Origin of the sequence: Collinsella aerofaciens (assembly GCF_028209625.1) — a bacterium.
Classification (GTDB): Bacteria; Actinomycetota; Coriobacteriia; order Coriobacteriales; family Coriobacteriaceae; genus Collinsella; species Collinsella aerofaciens_AM.
On the sequence record NZ_JAQLDU010000012.1, the window covers coordinates 72,155 to 92,826 of the forward strand.

The 20,672-nt window shown below is 57.2% G+C and carries 14 protein-coding genes and 2 tRNA genes; 15 read left to right on the plus strand and 1 reads right to left on the minus strand.

The genetic code is table 11. From position 1 onward, the window contains the following. Positions 1 to 80: 80 nt before the first annotated feature. Together PMW70_RS07060 and PMW70_RS07065 are read left to right on the plus strand one after the other, a co-directional pair. Positions 81 to 3,278: a hypothetical protein gene (locus PMW70_RS07060; RefSeq protein WP_117629997.1), complete on the plus strand. Its 3,198-nt coding sequence runs from the start codon at positions 81 to 83 to the stop codon at positions 3,276 to 3,278. Positions 3,279 to 3,299: 21 nt separating this feature from the next. Next, positions 3,300 to 3,518, plus strand: a complete 219-nt coding sequence (locus PMW70_RS07065) for a hypothetical protein (RefSeq protein WP_117584015.1) — start codon at positions 3,300 to 3,302, stop codon at positions 3,516 to 3,518. Positions 3,519 to 3,584: 66 nt separating this feature from the next. Here PMW70_RS07065 and PMW70_RS07070 read toward each other — a convergent pair whose 3' ends face one another. Continuing rightward, on the minus strand, positions 3,585 to 7,016 hold the full coding sequence (locus PMW70_RS07070) for a SpaA isopeptide-forming pilin-related protein (protein ID WP_271744356.1): 3,432 nt from the start codon (positions 7,014 to 7,016) through the stop codon (positions 3,585 to 3,587). 297 nt (positions 7,017 to 7,313) lie between these two features. On the opposite strand from PMW70_RS07070, the gene PMW70_RS07075 reads away from it, so the two are divergent. From PMW70_RS07075 to PMW70_RS07135, 13 genes are all read left to right on the plus strand, one after another. Beyond that, positions 7,314 to 7,388, plus strand: a tRNA-Gly gene (locus PMW70_RS07075). 424 nt (positions 7,389 to 7,812) lie between these two features. After that, positions 7,813 to 9,159: an adenylosuccinate lyase gene (purB, locus tag PMW70_RS07080; RefSeq protein WP_055251306.1), complete on the plus strand. Its 1,347-nt coding sequence runs from the start codon at positions 7,813 to 7,815 to the stop codon at positions 9,157 to 9,159. Between the two features lie 142 nt (positions 9,160 to 9,301). Continuing rightward, entirely contained in the window at positions 9,302 to 10,138 is an 837-nt protein-coding gene (locus tag PMW70_RS07085; RefSeq protein WP_158551316.1) for a substrate-binding periplasmic protein, read from the plus strand. Beyond that, positions 10,135 to 11,934, plus strand: coding sequence for a GGDEF domain-containing protein (locus tag PMW70_RS07090; protein WP_271744357.1), 1,800 nt, complete (start codon positions 10,135 to 10,137; stop codon positions 11,932 to 11,934). Before PMW70_RS07085 ends, PMW70_RS07090 begins: the two co-directional genes overlap by 4 nt. A gap of 113 nt (positions 11,935 to 12,047) precedes the next feature. Then, complete coding sequence (locus tag PMW70_RS07095; RefSeq protein ID WP_089572560.1) at positions 12,048 to 12,311, plus strand: TIGR03905 family TSCPD domain-containing protein; 264 nt, start codon at positions 12,048 to 12,050, stop codon at positions 12,309 to 12,311. After that, the gene (locus PMW70_RS07100; RefSeq protein WP_117786702.1) at positions 12,311 to 13,522 is read left to right on the plus strand and encodes a twin-arginine translocation signal domain-containing protein; all 1,212 of its coding nucleotides are present in this window, start codon (positions 12,311 to 12,313) and stop codon (positions 13,520 to 13,522) included. Before PMW70_RS07095 ends, PMW70_RS07100 begins: the two co-directional genes overlap by 1 nt. A 153-nt stretch (positions 13,523 to 13,675) precedes the next feature. After that, positions 13,676 to 14,398 carry a response regulator transcription factor gene (locus PMW70_RS07105; protein WP_271744359.1) on the plus strand — a complete coding sequence of 241 codons (723 nt, stop codon included), beginning with the start codon at positions 13,676 to 13,678 and terminating at the stop codon, positions 14,396 to 14,398. 11 nt (positions 14,399 to 14,409) lie between these two features. After that, complete coding sequence (locus tag PMW70_RS07110; protein WP_117786700.1) at positions 14,410 to 15,975, plus strand: sensor histidine kinase; 1,566 nt, start codon at positions 14,410 to 14,412, stop codon at positions 15,973 to 15,975. A gap of 118 nt (positions 15,976 to 16,093) precedes the next feature. Next, positions 16,094 to 16,972, plus strand: a complete 879-nt coding sequence (locus tag PMW70_RS07115; protein WP_271744366.1) for a phosphoribosylaminoimidazolesuccinocarboxamide synthase — start codon at positions 16,094 to 16,096, stop codon at positions 16,970 to 16,972. After that, a complete protein-coding gene (locus tag PMW70_RS07120; RefSeq protein ID WP_117790800.1) occupies positions 16,973 to 17,548 on the plus strand; it encodes a hypothetical protein in 576 nt (191 codons plus the stop codon). It begins immediately after the preceding gene. Positions 17,549 to 17,637: 89 nt separating this feature from the next. Further along, positions 17,638 to 18,918 (plus strand): aminopeptidase, encoded by a 1,281-nt coding sequence (locus tag PMW70_RS07125; RefSeq protein WP_271744360.1) that lies wholly within the window; start codon positions 17,638 to 17,640, stop codon positions 18,916 to 18,918. Positions 18,919 to 18,946: 28 nt separating this feature from the next. Beyond that, positions 18,947 to 19,022, plus strand: a tRNA-Lys gene (locus tag PMW70_RS07130). A 193-nt stretch (positions 19,023 to 19,215) separates the two neighbouring features. Continuing rightward, positions 19,216 to 20,013, plus strand: coding sequence for a TraX family protein (locus PMW70_RS07135; protein ID WP_271744361.1), 798 nt, complete (start codon positions 19,216 to 19,218; stop codon positions 20,011 to 20,013). Positions 20,014 to 20,672: the final 659 nt, after the last annotated feature.

Consider the following 20,672-nt stretch of genomic DNA (forward strand, 5'->3'; position numbering starts at 1 on the left):
TCGGGGTATACTTTCGACTATATACGGTTCTAATGTGCATGCATTGGGCCTATTTGTCGGATTATGGATGTGGAGCGCACATGGCGAACACCCAGAACTATATTAACCACCTGCTGCAGAACACCGGCATTACGCCGGCATGCAGCGAAGAAGAGCGCTTGGCTGCCGAGGATATCGCTCAGATCTTCCGCAACCACGGCTTTGATCCCGAGGTTCAGGAGTTCAATGCCCCGGCGCCCAGTAGGTTGGCATTTGCCGTTACCGGTATTCTTGCGTTTGCCGGCGCCCTACTGATGGGCATCGGCGGCGGCATCGGCTTGGTCGGCACCTTGCTGGCCATTGCCGGCGCCGTTCTTTACGTGCTCGAACGCACGGGCCACCCCGTGGTTTCGCGCCTGGGCAAGACGGGCGTGAGCCAAAATGTCATCGCCTACCACAAGGCCTCGGGCCCGCTCGCGTCTCCGCGCAACCGCCCGGTGGTCGTTGTCGCACACTACGACTCTCCCCGTGCTGAGCTGCTCGCCCGCGAGCCCTATGCTTCTTATCGTGCGCTCATCGCCAAGCTGTTGCCCGTTGCCACGGTTGCCCCTGCTGCCGTTGCCATCTTGCGTATCCTGCCGCTCCCCGGCGCGCTCAAGGTTCTGCTGTGGATTGTCGCGATCCTCGCTTCCCTCGTTGCGCTCGCCAACGCGGCAAACATCATTTCTAACCGTTTTGTGCTTCCCTATACGTCCGGCGCAGTGTGCAACAAGTCTTCTGTCGCCGCTATGCTCGGCGTTATGGACAACGTTGCTCCCTTCCAGGGCGAAAACGAGTTTCCCGACGATGTTCCGTTCGATACCTATTTTGGGGAGCAGAAGCGTCGTGCCGAGGAAATGGCGCGCGCAGCGGCGGAGTATGCCGCGGCCCAACAGCAAAACGACTACGGCAACACCATCGAGTATGAAGAGCCTACCTACGCCGAGGACGAGTTCGGCCAGCCGATTGCTTCCGACGCTCAGACCGAGCCCGAACAGGGCGAGGCTTTCGACGAGCAGATCGAGGGCTTTGAGGGTGCGTCTGCCGACGAGACGCTGATTGGCGCCATCGTGCCCGAGGATCAGAATCAGGCTGTCCAGGCCGAAGAGTTCAATGACGAGGTTCCCGCTGCCGAGCCGGCGGAGGAGCCTGTCGCGGCCGAGCCCGAGCCCAAGCTCTATCGCAATGCCGCCGGCAACATCCGCTTTGGTTCGGATGCCATCCGTGCGCTCGGAATGCTTCCCGAGTCCTGCACGCTCGATTACGAGGAAGGCGAGGAGCCGACGTTTGAGCCCGAGCCTGCCCCCGTCGTGACTGCACCTGCGCCCGTTGTCGCCGTGGATGATGAGTCTGCCGCGGTTACCGCTGCCGTTGCCGAGCCCGAGGCGGTGTCCGCGATCGATCCCGCGGCAGGACTGGACATTTTGGCTCCCGCCGCGCCGGCGCAAGACGTTACGGACGAGTCTGACGACGATTACGTTGAACAGCCGAGGCGCGTGTCTTACGAGAGCGATACTGATTTCTCGGCCGAGATTCCCGCGGCAACGCCCCATGCCGATATTGTATCCGCGTTCTCTTCGATTGGCGCCAGTGCTTCCAACTTCTTTAAGGGTGCGCTTGCAAAGGGCAAGAAATTTGTCGACGATTTCGAGGAGAAGCGCGCTGCCGCACGCGAGGCTGCCGAGCAGGAGGCTATCGCTCAGCAGCAGGCAGCCGAGGCGGCACGTGAGCGCGCGGCGCAAGAGCTCGAGCAGAACGAGGCTATGCAGTCCGTGCCCGTCGACGCTGCCGAAGCTACGACGTCCTTTGAGTCCCAGCAACCGGCGTCCGCGGATGTTGCTGAGGCGACGACGTCTTTCGAGGCTCAGCAACATGTCGATAGCACCATGTCGTTTGATGCCGCGCAGTTCGATTCCACGATAACGTTTGAAAAGCAAGGCACCGCGATTGCCGGGCCCCTTCCTGTTTCCGATGAGCAGGGCGACGCGGCAGACGATGACGAGCCTATTGATGCTGCCGAAATCCAAGATGTCGCCGAGGACGAGCCCGTCGAGGCCAACTCTGACGAAGAGCAATACGCGGCAGCCGATCAAGGTGATTCGACCGAGGTCGAGCAGGAGGAAGTGCCTGCGGTTTCCGAGACTCCCGAGACGGATGAGTCGAGGCCTTACTCCACGCAGATTTTCACCATGCCGACCTCGAGTGGTTCCGGTGCCACGGTTGCCAATGTCGCTCCCACCCAGGACGAAACGGTCGATTCCCTTATGGCCCAGATTTCCTCCCAAGCATCGCCGCGTCCGCAGATGAATGTTCCCGATCCGGCGTCGGCACCGTCGCCTGCACCCTCCTCGTCTCCGCTGGCTTCGGTCCCCGATCCGTCGCTGCCGTCGATGAAGCAGACAAACGTTGCGTCTCGCACGTCGCTGTTCGACCTTCCCGATCCCTCCGCACAGGTCAACGACCCCTTTGCTACCGCTCAGGGTCCCGAACCCACATCGGCACCCGTTGCGCCTCCTATGCCCGTTGCGTCGGGCGCGCAGCCGATCGAGACCATTTCGGCTCCCGCCCCTGCGGCACCCAAGTCTCGCAAGCGCGGCCTGGGCGGCCTGTTCGGTCGTAAAAAGAAAAACGAACAGGACAGCATGAGTGACTGGCTGGGCGTCGAAGACGATTACGATGCCAAGAAGTCCGGTCGCGGCATCGGTTCGTGGGATAATTTCGAGGACGACAACGATGGCTGGAAGGGCGGCGCTACGTCTTCCGACGGCGCTTCTTCCGAAGATATGCTCTCGGCTGTCGCCTCTATGGGTGACGATGAGCTGCTCGGTCACGATATCTGGTTTGTGGCAACGGGCGCCTCGGATTGTGATGGCGCCGGCATGAAGGCCTTCTTGGCTTCGCATCGCGATAAGCTCCGCGGCGTATTCTTCATCAATCTTGAATCCGTCGGCGCCGGTAGGCTTTCGGTGGTGACGGTTGAGGGCGAACAGCAGCTGCTCAAGGGCGATCGCCGCATCATGAACCTGGTCAGCAAGGTGTGCAAGTCGTTCCATGTCGATTGTGGCGCGCTCGAGATGCCCTATGCCAAGACCGATGCCTACGCCGCGCTCGAGGCGAGCCGCCGAGCCCTCACCATCGCCGGCGTGGACGGCACGCGCCTGGCTTGTGCTCGTACCGAGGACGACCTGCCCCACAATGTCAACCCGACGAACATTGCCACGGTATCCGAGGTCGTGACCGAGGTTATCCGCCGTTCGTAGACGGAGCTCTAAGGAGTCAACGTGTTTTCGTATATTAAGCGCCATTGGCCTGTCTACGTGATTTTGACCTTGATTGCCATTGCGTTGGGGTTTGGAGCCGCCTATATCGTGGGCGCGAAGGGCTCGACCCCCGCCTCCGCAATCAGCGAAGAGGTGGAGCAAGAACAGAGCACGGGTGCCGATGGGATTCATGAGTCCGAGCAAGCAATCGTTGATGGTGGATCTTCGTCTGCAGAGTAGATACGGCGATTTAAATGATTGAAAGCGGGCGAGCCGGGGGACTGGCTCGCCCGCTTTTTCATCGCGCTAGCGCTTCTTTGGGATTGACCTAAGGCGAGCGAACCATAGGGCTGCGGCACCCGAGGTCAGGAGCGCGGTGATGCAAGCGGCGATGGGGGCTGATCCTGTTGCCGGTAGGTCCTGCGGTAGGGTACAGCGTTGAATGACACTGTCCTCGTCATGTGACTCAAGTTTATCGCCGCCGCCGTTGCGGCAAAGATCGACGCGTGCGCTGTTGGTGAGTGCAGTTTGGGGTGTATAAGCCGACGTTGCCTGCATGTGCACGACTGCGCCCCGAGCGTCTGTGCCAAGGATTGCTCTGGCATCGTCAAGGTCGTCGTGCTCATCTTTGAGATCATCGCGGGTCCAAGAATCCGTATCGCTTCGAGTCGTAAAGTCGGCGGCTGCTGCACCGTATTCAATGCGAATGCCCGTCACGACGGTATTGGATGCAAGGTCGAGTTCTTTCGCCTCGAGCGTGGTGGATTCCGTGGTCGAGACATCCGCCTTCCAGAGGTGCCAGCCGTCGTAATCGACGAGGCGGCAATCCTCACCCAGACTCTCTTTTACTTCGTCGAACTCAAGCCAAGGATTTTCGTGCCCATCGTCAAGCGTCGCGTTTGCCGGCTCATCGATGTCTGTCGAGTCCAACGGCGTCGTGCGATACCACACGTTGCACAGACCGTTGAGGTCGCCGATGGCGACGGGGGTTTCGATTGAGACGAATCTCGCCGTGCCGTCTTTGGCGCACTCAAGATCATCGGTAATCGTAAACTCATCAACCCAAGTAGCGGAATCGTTTCGAGCATCGATGGTATAGGAGAAAAGCCCATCCGTATTGGTTTGCATCGCGGCGCGGTTTTTTCCATCGCCGTTAGCCAACAGACCCTTCCCGATAGGTTGGACAAGTTCCTGACGCTTGTCGACCTGTCCTTTGATCTCGATGGGCGCATCCTTCATCGCGACGGATTGGACTTCTCCCGTATCCTTTATTTCAAACGTTATCTCCTCGGCAAGGTCATAGGTCCGCGGAGACATCGTTTCGCGCAACGAGTAGGTGCCGGGTGCAAGATGTTCGATGCGGTGCGGCTTGTCGGATGAGGTCCAGGAGTCTATTTCGGTTTTATCGGGACCATATAAGGTGAGTTGTGCGCCTTTCATTTCCTGCTCTCCGCTTGCATCGACCTTGGAGATATCAACCTTGGTGTAATCGTCGGATACGTTAAGCCGTGCTTCTACAACGGGTGTTTTCTGGTCGGCATAAGTAAGGTCGACAATATGGGATGTCCGATCGAGTAAGAAGCCTGCCGGCGCTTGAGTCTCGACAACCTCGTAGCGTGCGGTGCCAGATCCCAGCGGGAGGTCGTCTGCGCGTGCTTCTCCAGTTTCATCCGTCGTGACGGTAGCGACAGTCTCACCGTCAAGCGCGGCAATGCTACCGTCGGGGCGCACGATATCACCTGAGGCACGGATCTCAAAGATGGCGTCCGCGAGGCTGCTGCCGTCTACGGCATCGGTTTTAACGATCCTGATGTTTCCGGTCGCGGCGTGGTCATAATACGAGACGATTGCAACGGGCGTTAGGTTTGTATCGGCGGGTATGTTTACCTCGATCTCTCCGCCGACAAGATAGGGCTCTTTGGCCGAGGTTTCGCGTACATAATAGGTGCCCGGCACGAGCGATTCGGGCAGTGTGACGGTGCCGGTCGCGTCAGTCGTAAAGGTGTCCATTACGTTGTGTGCTGGATACCAGCATGTTTGTGAGACAGGTTTGTGATTGCTGTCGAGGAGTTGGAAGGTGAATCCGGCTAGGAGAACAGAAGCGCCTGTTTGGGCATCGCGTTTTACAATCTGGAGATGCGTCGACAGAGCGTGGTTGTCCACGATATATTGAAGCTCGGCGCCGTCGGAAATCTGATTGGCCTCGACGGTCCATTCCCCCGCACGTTTAAAACCCTCGGGGACGGTTTCCGGAACCTCACGAACCGTGTAGCCGGCGCGGTCGTATGGGACGGCTCCGTGGACACCGGCTGGTCGCTTGCCTGTGCCGAACCATGCTTCGGGCTGGTCTTTGGTGGAGGCAAAGCCATAGATGTTTGTAGTCAGTGTGCCAACAACCTGCTGAGAGCTGTTACTGACAACCTCAAAGACAACATCTCCTGCCGGCTGCTCCAGGCCGGATTGATCGCTATTGCCGTAGTCCTTGAATTTTGAAATCTCAAGGTCAAACGCAATGGGGATATCGGAAACGCGAGATTCGATCTCGACCACGCCTGAATCGCCGAGTTGGTCGGCTCCAACGGTGTAAGACCAACTGTCACCGGAGGGCAAATAGCCCTCGGGCGCCTTCGATTCATAGATGGTAAAGGTTCCCAGGGGGACATCGGTGAGGGTAGCTCGACCGCTTTCATCGGTCCTGAGAGTTTGTGTCCATCCAGGGGTTGATTGCGATACGCACACGAATTCTGCTCCTGCGAGCGAAGCCCCAACTTGGGGGCCTGCATTCGTTGCGGCGTCGAGTTTTACGACATGCAGGGTGATGGCGCCGGGTTGTTCATCGATGGCGACCTGCCCGCCATCATTCCCCGTGGTAAAGGCAACGCGATCGGGGCGGGGGACATAGCCGGCCGGCGCCTTCGTTTCAACTAGGTAGTATGCCGTGTTGGGTAGGAGTGTTGCCTGCGCTCGACCGTTGCTGTCCATCTGGACGGTGCCGACACGCGCGCCGCTGGCGCTCTCAAAAACATCGAATGTTGCCCCGTCAAACTGATAAGTATTGTTTCCGCTGGTAATGGCAGCGTTTGCAGACTGCTTTTGGAAGGAAACAGAGACCGCCGGCAGTACATAGAGCATGTCTTGACGTTTGCTGCCGCCCGATACGGTTCCTATATAGCGCCGCGCGCGGTGCGGAGCGGCTTCGATGCTTCCTGATTTTGCGCTGTCGTGGAGCCACCGCGCAGCCGCCACGACTTCATTGTCGGCGGTAAAGTGCCCGCTCTTGGTTTTGCCCTGAGCGGTCGTGTAGGAGTAGGTGCCGTCGACATGGGTAGTGCCGTTGAGCATCCATACGGCAAGCTGGGTGGCAGCGCGGGCGCGATCGGGTGAAAGATGGTAACCGCCAAACGACGTGGCGGTAGGATATCCGTGACAAACGATTGCCGCGAACTCGTCGTCGAGCCACACCCAGCCTTGATCAAAGTTGAGCCATGGGCCGCCCGGCTTGGTGGGGCCGGGGCGCTCCTGGTTCATGCAGTAGGCAATCGAGGCGTCTTGAGCTTCATACTTGCCGATGAAGAAGGGCCCACAATCATCGCTAATAGTGCGGAAGCCGAGCTGGTCGTAGCCATCGACGGCAAATGCGGCTCCCGGTGCCAGACAGCCGAAAAGCAGGAAGAGGAGCAGGAGCAGCGGACCTGTTGCGATTGCGCTGTGGACAGAGTGCGTGGGTGCGTTGGACATGGCTGCTCCTTATCCCTCGTGCGCCGCATGGGGAGGTTGCGACGCGTAGGATGAGGCTACCCCCGAGGTTCATGCGGGTAAGTACCGGAGCCTGACCAAAAGCTTGCCCAATTCCTGACAAATTGAGCTCAAATACAACAATCAGGCAAAAGCGCAGGTAGAAGATAAGGAGAACAGGAGGCCAAAGGTCCTCGTCTCCACAATTGATGCGATTTTCAAACGAATCTCCACGGCTAAAACAAGCATCGCCACCCTTGTATCGAACAAGACAACCGCGTTATACTAGCCAACACACAAGCGGGCATCGCCAAGTGGTAAGGCATCAGCTTCCCAAGCTGACACTCGCGGGTTCGAGTCCCGTTGCCCGCTCCAGAAAAAGTAAAAGCACGACACCGTTCCGGTGCCGTGCTTTTTTCAATAAAGCGCCGGGACTCGAACCCGCCAGGGTGCGAGCGTAAAACAAACGCGAAGCGTTTGTAGCGAGCAGGCGAAGGCGCCGGCAGGCGCCTGAAGCCGGTACGGATTTGCGAAGCAAATACGCGGACGTCCCGTTGCCCGCTCCATCGAGCGCGGGAGACTTTGGGGCGGCCAATTCAACAAAGTCTTCCCCATCGTCTCCGTGAATCCGAGGAGATCGACCGCAGCCGGTGCGGATTTGCGAAGCAAATACGCGGACGTCCCGTTGCCCGCTCCAATTCCAAAATGTTAGGTTAATGCCTGCTGCCCATACTTGCACCTGCGCACGGTACAATGGTTGGGTTACGACCAACGTGCCAATAACCAAAAAGGAGCCGCTATGATCGATCGCTATACCCGCCCGGAGATGGGACACATCTTCTCCCTCGAGAACAAGTACGCCATTTGGCAGGAGATCGAGGTCCTGGCCTGTGAGGCCCAGGCGGAGCTCGGCAAGATCGGCATTTCTAAAGACGAAGCCCAGTGGATTCGCGACCATGCCAACTTTGAGAAGGCAAAGGTCGACGAGATCGAGGAGGTCACGCGCCACGACGTCATCGCCTTCCTGACCAACATGAAGGAGTACATCGACGCCGATGTTCCCGAGGGCGACCCCAAGCCCAGCCGCTGGGTTCACTATGGCATGACCAGCTCCGATCTGGGCGACACGGCTCTGTGCTACCAGCTCACCCAGGCCTGCGACCTGATCATCGAGGACGTCAAGAAGCTCGGCGAGATTTGCAAGCGTCGCGCCTTTGAGGAGCGCAACACGCTCTGTGCCGGCCGCACTCATGGCATCCACGCCGAGCCGATGACCTTCGGCATGAAGTTCGGCTCTTGGGCCTGGGAACTCAAGCGCGATCTGGATCGTCTTGAGGACGCCCGCAAGAATGTTGCCTTCGGTGCCATCTCGGGCGCTGTTGGCACGTACAGCTCCATCGAACCGTTTGTCGAGGAGTATGTCTGCGAGCACCTGGGTCTGGTTCACGACCCGCTGTCCACGCAGGTTATCAGCCGCGACCATCACGCCTATCTCGCCGGCGTTCTCGCCACCACCGCGGCCACCTGCGAGCGCATCGCTACCGAGGTTCGCAATCTGCAGAAGACCGATACGCTCGAGGCCGAGGAGCCGTTCCGCAAGGGTCAAAAGGGCAGCTCCGCCATGCCGCACAAGCGCAACCCGATCACCATGGAGAAGGTCTGCGGTCTGTCGCGCGTCGTGAAGTCCAACGCCCAGGTTGCCTTCGATAACGTCGCCCTGTGGCACGAGCGTGACATTTCGCACTCCTCTGCCGAGCGTGTCGCCCAGGCCGACAGCTTCATCGCCCTCGACCACATGTTCCAGTGCCTCATCCGCGTTATCGACGGCCTGCAGCTGTACCCTGCCCGCATGATGGCCAACCTCAATAAGACCCGCGGCCTCATCTTCTCCTCCAAGGTGCTGCTGGCCCTCGTCGACACGGGCATCACCCGCGAGGACGCGTACGCCATTGTGCAGGAGAACGCCATGGCAACCTGGCACGAGGTGCAGGATTGTGTCTCCGGCCCCACCTTTAAGGAGCGTCTCGAGGCCGACCCGCGCTGCACCGTCAGCCAGGAGAAGCTCGACGAGATTTTTGATCCGTGGGACTTCCTCACCCGCATCGATACGGTCTTCGATCGCCTGGAGCAGCTGAGCTTCGAGTAGGGTTAACCTAATTCGACCGCTTGCGGATGCATTTCAACCTTTGGCGCCTTGCCCGTCTTGGGCGAGGCGCTTTTTTTTACTGTCGCATATGCGCCCGGGTAATAAAATGAACTCCGACTGCTGTTTCGATGAAAGGGGGCACGTGCCCAGACGCATCAAGCGGGCCACCATCGTCTCGTTTACGCTCATACTCCTTGTTGCCGTCTGTGCGGGCGCCCTGACGTATACCGTTCGAAGCAGTTCTTCCTCCTCGAATGAAGCCGATAGAGATCTCCCGGTGCTCAAAATCGGCGTTACGGATAACGACCCCTATGTGTATGTCGATACCACGGGCGATTACGCCGGTATCGATATCGACATCGCCCGCGAGGCCTGCAAGCGTGCGGGGCTCAAGCCACAGTTTGTCGATATTGACTGGAACGATCGCGACCGGCTGCTCAAAAACGGTGATATCGATTGCCTGTGGTGTGACTATTCTCCCTGTTATCGCGAGGATAAGTATTACTGGACCGAGCCGTATCTAACCGTGACGGTCTCGGTTGCCGCCAAGAAAACGAGTGGCATCAAGTCCTTGGCACATCTCGATGGAAGTAAGACCATTGCGGTGATTGCGGGTTCGGTGAGTGAACGCCGATTGCTTGCGGGGGATCTGGGGGTCTCGTCGGACGTTCAAATCAAATCATATGGCTCTGCCGAACTCTGCAAAGCCGCTCTAGTCAAAGGGTACGTTGACTGCTGGATGGCGGATGTCCAGTCGCTTGACCGACTCGTTGCTCAGTATCCCGGCGTTTACCGTGTGTTTGCCGACAATGTTATGACGGTTGACCTGGGCGTCGCGTTTGATGACAGCTATGAAGGATCGGTCGTAAAGGATCTCAATACCGCGCTGTTCGACATGGATCGAGATGGCACGATTGACCGTATTGTGGGCAATTACAAGACAGGAGCGACGACGGGCGGGCAAGGAGGAAATTCATGACAACTGATGAGCACCGCTTGAGTCGAAAGACTCTGAACGTCATAGCTGCCAGCGTTATTATCAGCGCCGTCTTGTTAGGCCTGTTGTATACGGTTGGAACCCATCGCTGCCTCGAAAAAACGCTTGGGTTTGGCCAAGAAACCATGGTGTTTTTGGAGAACGCTTGCGAAAAATATGACCGCTACGAACAGGGGAGAAAAACCGAGGCGACGCACGATTTGCTCGCCGCGGTCGAATCGTTTGTGACGTTCCTGTCCTCTGATCGCGTTGAGGTTAACGACGATCTTATCGAGCAATTTGTCCATGCCGAGAACCTTTCGGGGCTGATGGTCATGGACTCCGATGGCCATATGGCTGCCCACTACGACATCGATGGTCGCGATCCGCTCATGTTGTGGCGAGATGAGTTGGCCTGTTCGCCGGTCGCATCGATGTATCAAGGTTCCAAAGTGACCTACTCAACTGTCGATGAGCGCCGTGGTGTCGTTTTTGCCGTCTGTGCTGTTCCGTATGGCGACGGCGTTGCCCTGGCATACCGCTCACTTGTTTCCGATACGGCGGACGACTATTCATATGCCATAGCCGACGTGCTTTCGAACAGTACCTTCCACCAGGGTCCCACGGTGCTTGTTATGGAGGATGCGGAGATTGTCTCATCCAACAGTGCCGATGCTGACGTGCCGCTCGCCCGACTCCTCACCAGCGTAGGAGTTGAGTGGAAAGACGACGGCCTGACGCGCATCGAATATCGAGGAGACGAATGGTATGCCGTGCGTGCGGCATATAAGGACTACCGCCTGTTTGCGCTATATCCCAAATCTGAGGTCATGTCTGACAGGATTTCATTTGTCGCCGTCGGCGTCTTGGTGTGTCTTGCGTTTTGGGTCGTGGTGCTGTTGGCTCGAAATATCGTTGACCACCGCAATTTGGTCGAAAAGGATAAACAGCTCGGCATTATCAATGCCATAAGCGCCATCTACGATTCGACCTTCCTTTTGCATCTCGACACCCTCGAGATCGAGGGGATCAATATGTCGCCGGCGATAGCGAAGATATTTGCCGAGCACAGCGAGGCATATGACTTTATGGACACGGTCTGCCGGGATATCGTGAGCCCCGAAAGCCGCGAAGCGGTTGTGGGACTCGTAGATATAAGTTCGCTTCGTGAACGTATGGAGGGCGTACCGTACTTGGCTGCCGAGGTGCGAGATTGTCGAGGCGCTTGGTACTCGCTACAGGTTGTCCCCCAGCATCGCGATGAGCAAGGCCGGCTGGAGTCGGTCGTCGTGGCGACGCACAACATATCGATGGTCAAGCATGCCGAGGAGCTGTCATATCAAGACAAACTGACGGGGCTTCGCAACCGCAACTATCTTGAATCGCGCGGAGATAGCCTGGTAAACGAGGACTTGCCCGTGAGCGTGATTATGTTGGACTGCAATTATCTCAAGCGGACCAACGACATCTATGGTCACGAGATGGGGGATGAACTGCTGCGACGGACGGCGTCCGTGCTGCGGCGGGTGGCTGGTGCGGATTATCTGCCGATGCGCCTTGGCGGCGACGAGTTTTTGCTGGTTTGCCCCCATACTGACAACGAGTCTGCGCTCGGGCTGGAACAGGATCTTCGTCTCGGTCTTGCCGCGGTAAGCGATGAGGCCCTGACGGTCAGCGCATCGATTGGCGTGGCGACCGTCGAGACGGCTGGAAATACGCTGGCCGATGTATATCGTGTCGCCGACCACAATATGTATCGGGAGAAGCGCACGGTCCACGCACAGGGTGCGGACTGCTAATCTTGCCCCCGCGAGTCCATGCATCGTAGGATGTTGAATCGGTGCTTGCGATAATAAGTCGGCCCAGGCGGGGATAATAGACGTCTGAAATTTCTTTCTGAGAGGGGATCTCAATGATTAGTTTTGACTACAAGCCGCAGGGTGTATGCTCTCGCAATATTCACCTCAATCTCTCTGACGATGGCAGCAAGGTGCTGGGCGTTGAGTTTACCGGCGGCTGTGACGGCAATCTCAAGGCAATCTCCAAGTTAGTCGAGGGTGCTCCTGCCGATCGCGTAATCGAGGTTCTCGCCGGTAATACCTGCGGTATGAAAAAGACCTCTTGCGCCGATCAGCTTACGCGCGCTATCGAGGCCGCTCGCGCCGAGATCGCCTAATGGGTATCGCCGACCACATCAAGAATGGAATATCGCGCCGTGGCTTTGTGCTCGGCGGTGCTGCCGCGGGCGCTGCCACGGTGCTTGCCGGTTGCTCGAAAAAAACGGGCACCAGCGACGATGCCGCCGGCGAGCCGCAGGTTATCAAGGACGATTCGAAGATTGTCTCGATCACTGATGAGTACGAAGCTGTTGATATCGATCTTGAGCCGGCGGCGTCGTGGACGCTGCCGCTGGGCACGCTGCTGTACTACTGCGATGGCGACTACGCCGCCGCGATGATGGCGCCTGCTTCTGCTCTGCATGCCAATACGCTTGGTGTGCTCAACCTGGGCGATGGCTCGCTTACCACATTAATCGAGGATCCTATCGAGGGCACGGGATATGCTTTTTACGATGTCCGTGCCGGCGATGGCGTGTTTGCGTGGGTTGAGATGAACTTTGCCAATTCATCGTGGAAGCTCTACGCTCAAAATCTGTCGGGCGCTTCGCTCTCTGGCGACGTGGCTGAGCTCGATCGAGGTGGCAAGGACTATGATCCGCCCCTGTTTACGGCGTTCGGGTCATCGGTCATCTGGTATAAAATGCCTTCGGCAGGCGGCAATAAAACGAGTAGTGATTCGTTTTGCTATCGTCGCTCGCTTGATGAATCCAAGGCCGAGGTAATTTGGAAATCGATGGGCCGCTTTGCATCGGCCCCGCGCGCGAGCGACGGCATTTTGACCATCTCGCCGCGTGTCCGCAACGACGAAGGCGTCTACTATGGCATAACGGCAATCGATCTGACCGATGGCAACAACACCAAACGTGCCCAGCTAGTCCTTCCCTCGTCAGTCTCGCCTTTCGAGGCCGTATATATGGGCGATACCTTCGTGTTTTCTATCGAGGCGACCTATAGTGACGTGGGCAGCCTGGGCAACATGGGCACGTATATCGGTAATGAGGGAGGGCCATACCTCTTTCTGTCCCGCGAGCCGCTCGCATGTGCTGCCGGCAAGAAGAATAAATATCTCGTTAAGGTACAGGCATCGCATTTTCTCATCGACACCTCTGCCAAGACCTATGGCTCGCTGTTGTCGCCCGACCGCGCTTTGGAATATGGCGATTATCCAGCTACGGCGGGAAAATCGGACTCATTCCTTACGTACGCCACGGTGCGCAACAGCCAGGGTATACCCGAGACGGTCACCGCACGCCTATTCTCTCTTTAAGCTTAGAGGGGTTAAAAAGGCGCCAACAGGGGAATAAACGCGTTGTAATTGTGAGTACCGCCCGCCGAGCTGCCGCGTCATAGTGGCATCCGGCGGGCTCAGGTGCGTTAAAATGGGCTTGTTCTTAGCTGATTGAGACAGGGGGGCCGTGTTATGGCTTCAGATGCAAAAAAGATTCTGCTGGTCGAGGATGAGAAGGCAATCCGTGACGCCGTCGCTGCCTATCTCGAGCGCGAAGGCTACTGGGTTGTGGGTGTCGGCGACGGCCAGTCCGCGATCGAGGAGTTCGAGAAGCATCAGTTTGACCTGGTCGTGCTCGACCTTATGCTCCCCAAGATCCCCGGCGAGCGCGTTTGCCGCACCATTCGCGATACCTCGGATGTCCCCATCATCATGCTGACTGCCAAGGGCGAGATCGAGGACCGTATTATCGGTCTTGAGCTCGGCGCCGACGACTATCTGATTAAGCCGTTCTCGCCGCGCGAGCTTGTCGCGCGCGTACGCGCCTTGTTCCGCCGTGCCCATCAGGCCGACGAGCCAGCCGTCGAGGTACTCGACTTCGGCGATCTGGTCATCGATATCTCGGGCCACAAGATTTTGGTCGAGGGCAAGGAAGTCGACCTGACGGCTTCCGAGTTTAAGCTGCTCACCACGCTTGCCCGTCACCCCGGTCGCGTCTACAACCGCATGGAGCTGGTCGAGAAGGTGCTCGGCTACGACTTTGAGGGCTATGAGCGCACCATCGATAGCCACGTGAAGAACCTTCGCGCCAAGCTGGGCGATGATCCCAAGAAGCCCAAGTGGCTCTACACCGTCCACGGTGTCGGCTATCGCTTCGAGGCTCCGGCCAAGACCGATAAGCCGGACGAGAAATAGGGAAATCACATATGACACCTGCGCGCTTTGAAATCGGACAAAAGCACAAGCAGGAGAGCGAGGCGGGTTCCAAGGCTAGTTGGAACACGCCTCGTTCCGATTCACGGCCAACGATGAGCTATCCCTCGCGCATGGCACTTGCTTTTGCTCTGACATCGCTCATGACGGTATTGGTGCTGGTGGGCGTGGTCTCTGTTGTGTGGGGCACGGTCTTTTCGGATTACACGCGCTCCAATATCGTCGAGATCGCCAATTCTGCTGCCGAAAAGCTTGCGACGTCGTATGAGGAAAACGGCAACTGGACTGCGGGCGAGCTGCGCACGGTCGCGACATCGAGTTTGGTATCCGACGACCTGAGTATGCAGGTCGTCAACAAGAAGGGCGTTGTCGTCTATGACGACTCATGGCCTTCGGCAAGCGCGACCGCCGATGTGCGCGAGAGCGAATCGGCGTCGAGCAGCTCGAGCGGTAAAAAAGCATCGCATAGCCCGGTCTCGTCTGCTCCAACCGACTCCGATAGCGTTGCCAACGTCGAAATCATAACGTCTTCGGGCGAGCATGTCGGACAGGTAAAGCTATGGGCCATCGGCTCCGATGCCTTGCTCACCAAGGCGGATTCTGCATTTAGGGAGAAGACCTTTAACGCCATGGCCCTCGCCGCGGTTGTTGCAATCTGCATTTCGGTCGTTATCGGATCGCTCGTGTCGCGCATGCTCACCAAGCCGATTCATCGTATTACGAGCACGGCCAAGCAAATTCGCGATGGCGATCTGTCCGCTCGTACTGGTTTGCGCGGTGATGACGAGATTGATCAGCTGGGTGAGACCTTCGATGAGATGGCCACTTCGCTCGAGAAGGATATGAAACACGAGAAGCGCCTGACCTCAGACGTGGCTCACGAACTTCGTACTCCGCTTATGGCCATGCTCGCGACAGTCGAAGCCATGCAGGATGGGGTGTATCCCACCGACGACGAGCATCTGGAAACCGTTGCTTCCGAGACGCGTCGCCTGGCTCGTCTGGTGCAGCAGATGCTCGACCTGTCGCGCATGGAAAACAGCACGGCTCCGCTCAACCTTGAGCCGGTGGACATGGTTCCTTTCGTGCGTTCCATCGTCAATGCCCAGGAGCGCCTGTTTGTCGACCGCGATCTGCGCTTGCGCTTTGCTGACGAGACGCAAGGTCACGACGATGTCGTCGAAGCCGATCCCGACATGATCACACAATGCGTCATCAATCTCATGAGCAACGCCATGCGCTATACCCCCGAGGGCGGTTGGGTCGTGGTGTCGGTGCTCAGTGACCGCAAACACGTCAGCGTCGCCGTTTCTGATACCGGCATCGGTATTGCCAAGGATGACTTGTCGCGCATCTTCGGCCGTTTTTGGCGCGCCGATGCTAGCCGTGCCCGTGAGGCGGGCGGTCTGGGCGTGGGCCTCGCCGTGACTAAACAGATCGTCGAGCGACATCATGGCTACATTTCCGTGGAGTCGGAGCTTGGAAAGGGTACGACTTTTACGATTCATCTGCCTCGCGAGCACACGGCGGACGCGGCATCTACTACAATGGAGCACTAGCTTTTCGCTATTCGGTGAAGGAGGGGTTTCGTCCCTGCCGCTCCGAGTTTGCGAAAACGTGCGGGAAAGAACCCGCATTACTGTCGTATTTTGGTAAGGAGTGACTCACGTGACAACGATGGAGCGTCGTCCGGATTCCCGTGGCAAGGTTCGTGATATCTACGATGCCGGTGAAAACCTGCTGATGGTCGCCACCGACCGCATTTCTGCGTTCGACTTCATTCTTCCCGACGAGATTCCGTTTAAGGGAGAGGTGCTCAACCGCATCTCGGCATTCTGGTTCGATAAGTTTGCCGGCATCGTTCCCAACCACCTCGTTTCCATCGACCCGGCGGATTTCCCCGAGGAGTTTGCTGAGTATCGTGACTACCTCGCCGGCCGCGCCATGCTGGTTAAGAAGGCCCAGACGATTCCTATCGAGTGCATCGTCCGCGGCTATCTGACCGGTTCGGGCAAGAAGACCTACGACGAGAACGGCACCGTCTGCGGCATCCAGCTGCCTGAGGGCCTGACCGAGGCTTCCAAGCTTCCCGAGCCGCTGTTCACGCCGTCCACGAAGGCCGAGATCGGTGACCACGACGAGAACATCTCGTTCGAGCGTTGCTGCGAGATCGTGGGCGAGGACATCGCCACGCAGATTCGCGACCTTTCCCTCAAGATCTACAAGGCTGCCGCCGAGTATGCAGCGACCCGTGGCATCATCATTGCCGACACCAAGTTCGAGTTCGGTGTCATCGATGGCAAGGTTACGCTGATCGACGAGTGCCTCACGCCCGACTCCAGCCGTTTCTGGCCTGCCGCCAGCTACGAGGAGGGCAAGATTCAGCCCAGCTACGACAAGCAATTCGTCCGCAATTGGCTCAAAGCCAACTGGGATATGACGGGGGAGACCCCGCGCCTGCCCGCCGAGGTCATCGATGGCACGTCCGAGCGCTATCGCGAGGCCTTCCAGATCATCACGGGCTCCCAGTTCACAAGCATGAAGGAGAACGCATAAGTGAGTACCCGTAGCGCCACGAACAAGCGCACGCAATCCCACGAGGTTACCGGGGTTGCGCGCAAGTCCGCTGCATCCGCCAAGCCCGCCCGTCAGGCAGCGAGCTCTGTCCGCGTCGTGCCGGCTTCGTCTAAGGCACGCCGCAAAGAGCTCGAGAAGGGCGAGAATCTCGAGGGCCTCTCTAAAGAGGAGAAGCGCGCCCGCAAGGCTAAGCAGCGCGCCAAGGAGGATCGCATCTACACGGTGTCGAATATCCTTCTCAAGCAGGATGAGGACTACACCAAGCGCCGCCGTATTTGGTGGGCTGTGCTCGCTATCGGCATGGTGCTCGTCGTGGCCATTTGGGCTTCGCTCTACTTCGCTCCCGGCGGCACGGTGTCCAGTCCTGTTCAGATGGTCGGCATCGTTTTGTCCTATGTCATCATCCTGGGTGACTTTATCTACGACTTCGTTCGTATTCGTCCCCTGCGCAACATGTACCGCACTCAGGCCGAGGGCATGTCCGAGAACAAGCTCAACGCCCTTATCGAGCGCTCGGCTGCCGAGGAGGACAAGAAGGACTCCAAGAAGAAGTAGCGTTTGCATGCATACTTATCGCTAAGATATAAGGCGCGTCGTTTTTGCGGCGCGCCTTTTTACTGTTCTATAGATAGATGGAGTGGCACATGATTCGAGCTGCCCTGACGGTCGAAGAAGCTCTGGAGGGCATGAAGGCCCTGGAGCCCAAGATTAAAAACTACGCGCGCCTGATTGTTCGCAAGGGCGTAAACGTCAAGCCCGGCCAGGAGGTTGTCGTTCAGTCTCCGGTTGAGTGCGCGCCGTTTGCGCGCGTGGTGGTCGCGGAGGCTTATGCCGCCGGTGCCGGTCACGTGACGGTTATTTGGGCTGACGATGCCGTGACAAGGCTTACGTACGAGCATGTCGATAAAAGCTATTTTGAGCAGACGCCCGAGTGGAAGCGCCTGCAGCTGGATTCGTTGGCCCAGGACGGCGCCTGCTTTATCTTTATCGAGGGAGCTGACCCAGCGGCTCTGAAGGGCATTGACCCCGCCAAGCCCGCCGCGGCTTCCAAGGCAAGGAATACGCAGTGCAAGGTCTTCCGCCGTGGGCTGGACTACAACATCAACCCGTGGTGCATCGCCGGCGCGCCGGTCGTTGCCTGGGCTCGCGAGGTGTTCTCGGGCGATGCGGATGAGGTTGCGATCTATAAGCTATGGAATGCGATTCTACACACCGCTCGTGCCGATGGCCAGGACCCGGAGAGCGACTGGGAGCTTCATGACGCCGCATTCGAAAAGAACCTGCGTTTTCTGAACGACAATCGTTTCGACTACCTGCATTACACCTCGGCAAATGGAACCGATCTGACGATTGGCATGACGAAAGGTCACGAGTGGGCCGGCGGCAAGGGCAAGACACCCGATGGACACCCCTTCTTCCCCAACATTCCCACCGAGGAAGTCTTCACCTCGCCTGATCGTATGCGTGCCGACGGTATCGTGTATTCGGCTATGCCGCTCATTCACCACGGTAACAAGGTTGACGATTTTTGGATTAAGTTCGAGGCGGGCCGCGTAGTGGACTACGATGCCCGCGTGGGTAAGGCGACGCTTGCGAGCATCATCGATACTGACGAGGGCGCTGCTCACCTGGGAGAGGTCGCGCTCATCTCCAAGAACACGCCGATCCGCGAAAGTGGCGTACTGTTCTACGATACGCTCTATGACGAGAACGCTAGCTGCCATCTCGCGCTAGGTGTCGGTTTCCCCGAATGCATCGAGGGTGGGTATGACATGTCCAAGGAAGAGCTCCTGGAGCATGGCGTTAACGTCTCGAGCACGCACGTCGATTTTATGATTGGCACGGACGACATCGATATTACGGGCATTACGCCTGATGGACGTGAAGTTGTGATTTTCCAGAACGGCCAATGGAGTTGGGAATAGTCCCAGACCGTGGTACAATGCCACCCGCGGGCCGTTAGCTCAGCTGGCAGAGCAGGGGACTTTTAATCCCAAGGTCCAGGGTTCGAACCCCTGACGGCCCACCATAGAATGGAAAAGCGACTGGCGGATGCCGGCCGCTTTTTTGTTGCCGTGCCACGGGTTCGAACCCGTCGGGGCGCGGAGCTGAGTAAACGCGTGAGCGTTTGCCAGCGCAGCGCGCAAGGCGCGAAGCGCCGCAGCGGCCGCCTGCGGAGCAGGCTGAACCCCTGACGGCCCACCCAAAGAAAGGAAAACAAAATGAAAACAGATAGATACGGAATTAGCGGCAGCACATTAAAGATAATAGCAGCCATTTCGATGGTTCTCGATCATGTAAGCAGGATCGTCCTGACCAATGGAATCATGACTCACGCATCGTACAGTCAGATATCAGACGAACAGTGGGCGATTCTAAGCGAGGCTTCGGATATGCTTCATGTTCTTGGCAGAATTGCATTTCCCTTATTTTGCTTTTTGATAGTTGAGGGATTTTTGCATACTCATGACTTAAAGAAGTACCTGCGAAATATGCTTGTCTTCGCAATCATTGCGGAGCCCATATACGATTTCGTCCAAACCGGGCAACTATTTGACCTTCGGCAACAAAATGTTATGTGTGAGCTCCTGCTTTCCTTGGTCTTTTTGATTGTTCTGGAAAAGATACAAAGTCTTTCAAAACGGAAAAGATACATCGCAGTAATTGCTCTGATTGTTTTGACAGCACTGGCAGCTGAATACACCAAGCTAGATGGCGGTGTGTATGGCATTCTGCTTGTGGCTGCATTCTATTTATTCCACGACAGCAAGGCCAAGATGTTCTTTGCTGCAGTATGCGCAGTGCTCCTTTCGTCATGTCATATAGTTGGCGGCGGATTCGAGTTTGCTACAGCTAATGTATTTAATCCTGATGTTGCTGCCGCGGTCGTTTCGTTGCTGCTTATCAATCTTTATAATGGTAAGCGAGGGCTGAAGCTCAAATATTTCTTCTACATTTTCTATCCGGCACATCTTGCTCTGCTTTATGGTGTTTCACTTATTGTTTTGAACTGTCTTTAAAAACTCTCAAACAAGTCTCTGAAAACGGAAACAAATTGACTCTAAGACTGCTTGTAAATTTCCGGAAGACCTGAGAGATGCGAGGATAGGCAACGAGGGTTGCAGAGAGATGCTTCTCAGTTCTCTGGCGGATCGCACGTATCTGTATGAGGATCACTTCCACATACTCATTAATAACAGTGATAAACACGGCAGATCCTCAAAACATGAGGCTGTGGAGGTCGAACGATGCTTCGAAAGCATGAATGGCAGCGAGAAAATGAGTTCGGAAGCGCCCTCTGGATGATCCAGCATAGAATAGAAAGCGATCGGCTCCGGCTGGTCGCTTTTTTGTTGCCGCGCCACGGGTTCGAACCCGAACTTCTCTATATATAAGAACGCTTGGCGAACAAAACCTGCCTTTTACCGACGGGAAACAAATAGCTGATGCTTTTGGAGTAAAGTGGCGCTCCAGAGATGACCGATGCCTTAACACCTATAAACCAGCTGGTCATCGCCAATATCAGAAGCCAATGCTTCAGTTTTAACCTCAGTGATGCGACTGAGGGACCTATTCATTTGTGAACAAAATATGGAGTGCGCGATTCCCGCCCACGGCGCCCCTCCGGTCTGGCAATATATCTCCTTGCCGCGCGGCCCGGTCGGACCGGATGAGCCGC

Bases quoted from the DNA above. Each gene is read 5' to 3' on its own strand.
- PMW70_RS07105 (WP_271744359.1), top strand. From the start codon at position 13,676: ATGGCTTCAGATGCAAAAAAGATTCTGCTGGTCGAGGATGAGAAGGCA.
- PMW70_RS07100 (WP_117786702.1), top strand. From the start codon at position 12,311: ATGGGTATCGCCGACCACATCAAGAATGGAATATCGCGCCGTGGCTTT.
- PMW70_RS07115 (WP_271744366.1), top strand. From the start codon at position 16,094: ATGGAGCGTCGTCCGGATTCCCGTGGCAAGGTTCGTGATATCTACGAT.
- PMW70_RS07110 (WP_117786700.1), top strand. From the start codon at position 14,410: ATGACACCTGCGCGCTTTGAAATCGGACAAAAGCACAAGCAGGAGAGC.
- PMW70_RS07125 (WP_271744360.1), top strand. From the start codon at position 17,638: ATGATTCGAGCTGCCCTGACGGTCGAAGAAGCTCTGGAGGGCATGAAG.
- PMW70_RS07090 (WP_271744357.1), top strand. From the start codon at position 10,135: ATGACAACTGATGAGCACCGCTTGAGTCGAAAGACTCTGAACGTCATA.
- purB (WP_055251306.1), top strand. From the start codon at position 7,813: ATGATCGATCGCTATACCCGCCCGGAGATGGGACACATCTTCTCCCTC.
- PMW70_RS07060 (WP_117629997.1), top strand. From the start codon at position 81: ATGGCGAACACCCAGAACTATATTAACCACCTGCTGCAGAACACCGGC.
- PMW70_RS07095 (WP_089572560.1), top strand. From the start codon at position 12,048: ATGATTAGTTTTGACTACAAGCCGCAGGGTGTATGCTCTCGCAATATT.
- PMW70_RS07135 (WP_271744361.1), top strand. From the start codon at position 19,216: ATGAAAACAGATAGATACGGAATTAGCGGCAGCACATTAAAGATAATA.
- PMW70_RS07070 (WP_271744356.1), bottom strand. From the start codon at position 7,016: ATGTCCAACGCACCCACGCACTCTGTCCACAGCGCAATCGCAACAGGT.